Raw genomic sequence first — 1,465 nt, 5'->3', positions numbered from 1 at the left:
CGCAGGGTGGACCACTGCTGCACCAGCTGCGTGGTCAGCCGCTCGCGCCGCGAGTCCTCCTCGCTGGTCGCACGGACGCCGCTGTCGTCGTCGACCCCGTCGTCGACCCCGTCGTCGTCCACGTCGTCGTCCCTACCCGCGCTGCCGCCGGGCGCCGCCCGGCCCACGTCCTCCGGGCTCACCGGATCGTCTCCCTCACGGGTGCAGGCTACTCATCGGCTCCGGTCGCCAGACGCTGCACCAGCCGGTGCGCCGCCTCGGGGTGCTCGGCGACGAGCAGGCCGGCGGCGGCCAGCACGTAGTCACGGTCGACGACCACGCGGGGGGCCCGCGGCAGCTGCCACCCGCCCTCGACGTGCTCGCCCGTGCTGGGTAGGAGCACGCGTCGTACGACGCCGTCGGCGCCGTGCCGCAGCACCCCGCCGGAGCCCACCAGCAGGTCGACCTCGCGCAGGTCCTTGCCGCTGCGCTCGACGACGCGGCCCTCCGGGCTGACGACGACCCGGCTGCGACCGGCGTGCCGCTTGAGGGCCAGCTCGACGGCGGCGCGGGYGATGGCCTCGTCGACCTCGCGCTCCTCGTCCTCGTGCTCCGGGTCGTCGGCCGGCAGGAACCCGGGGTCCGCGTGCCGGCGGGCCGCCGCGTCGGCGAGCTCGACCAGGCCGGCCTCCGCGACCGTGCTGACCGCCGACCAGCGCATCCCGAGGTCGCCCTCGACCGTGCGGGTGACGGGGGTGAGCGCGACGACCTCGCGGGACAGGCCCCTGCCCTCGACGGACGTGGACTCGGGGTCCAGCTCCACCACGGTGTGCACGTCCGTCGTGGCGCCGCCGATGTCGACGACCACCACGTCCCCGGCCCCCGGGTCCTCCGGGCCGAGGCCGCGGGCGAGCAGCTCGACGCCGGTGAGCACCACGTCGGGCGTGGCCCCGCGGACCATCGCGGTGAAGACGTGGCCGTCGGCCGAGGTGTGCGCGCTGAGGTGCTTGCCCCCGATCACGTGGGACAGGAACATCTCGCGGATCGCCGCGCGGGCACTGTCGGGGGCCAGCACGCCGATGCGGGGCACGACGTTGTCGGCGACCACGACGGGCAGTCCGCCGAGGACCGCGGTCACCTCCGTCTGCGCCTCGACGTTGCCGGCGACCACCACCGGCCCGCGCCAGCCGCCGTCGACGATGCCGCGGGCGGCGGCCAGCAGCGGCTCGGCATTGCCGCCGTCGGTGCCACCGGTCAGCAGCACCACGTCGGGGTCCTCGAGGTCGGACAGGTCGTCGTCGCGGCTGATCGCGCGCACCGCGACGACCTTGCCGCCGCTGGACAGCGCGACCCGGCGCCCGGCCTCGGCGGTGACCAGCTCCTCGTTGCCGACCACCGCGATGCGCAGCCCACCACCGGCGCTGGAGCACGCCAGCACGTCGGCGTCGGCCGCGCGGGCGTCCTGGGCGACCAGGACGGCCAGGCA

At 76.2% G+C, this 1,465-nt stretch carries 1 protein-coding gene; it reads right to left on the bottom strand.

Annotated elements, in window-relative coordinates:
- Positions 1-208: 208 nt before the first annotated feature.
- On the bottom strand, positions 209-1,465 hold a 1,257-nt coding region (locus tag ACXJKL_RS20995), incomplete at its 5' end, for a glutamate mutase L (protein ID WP_457208931.1).

It is taken from the genome of Nocardioides sp. P5_C9_2, from assembly GCF_054049555.1.
The sequence above is the reverse complement of the archived record's forward strand: the minus strand, read 5'-3'. Positions and strand labels throughout refer to the sequence as shown.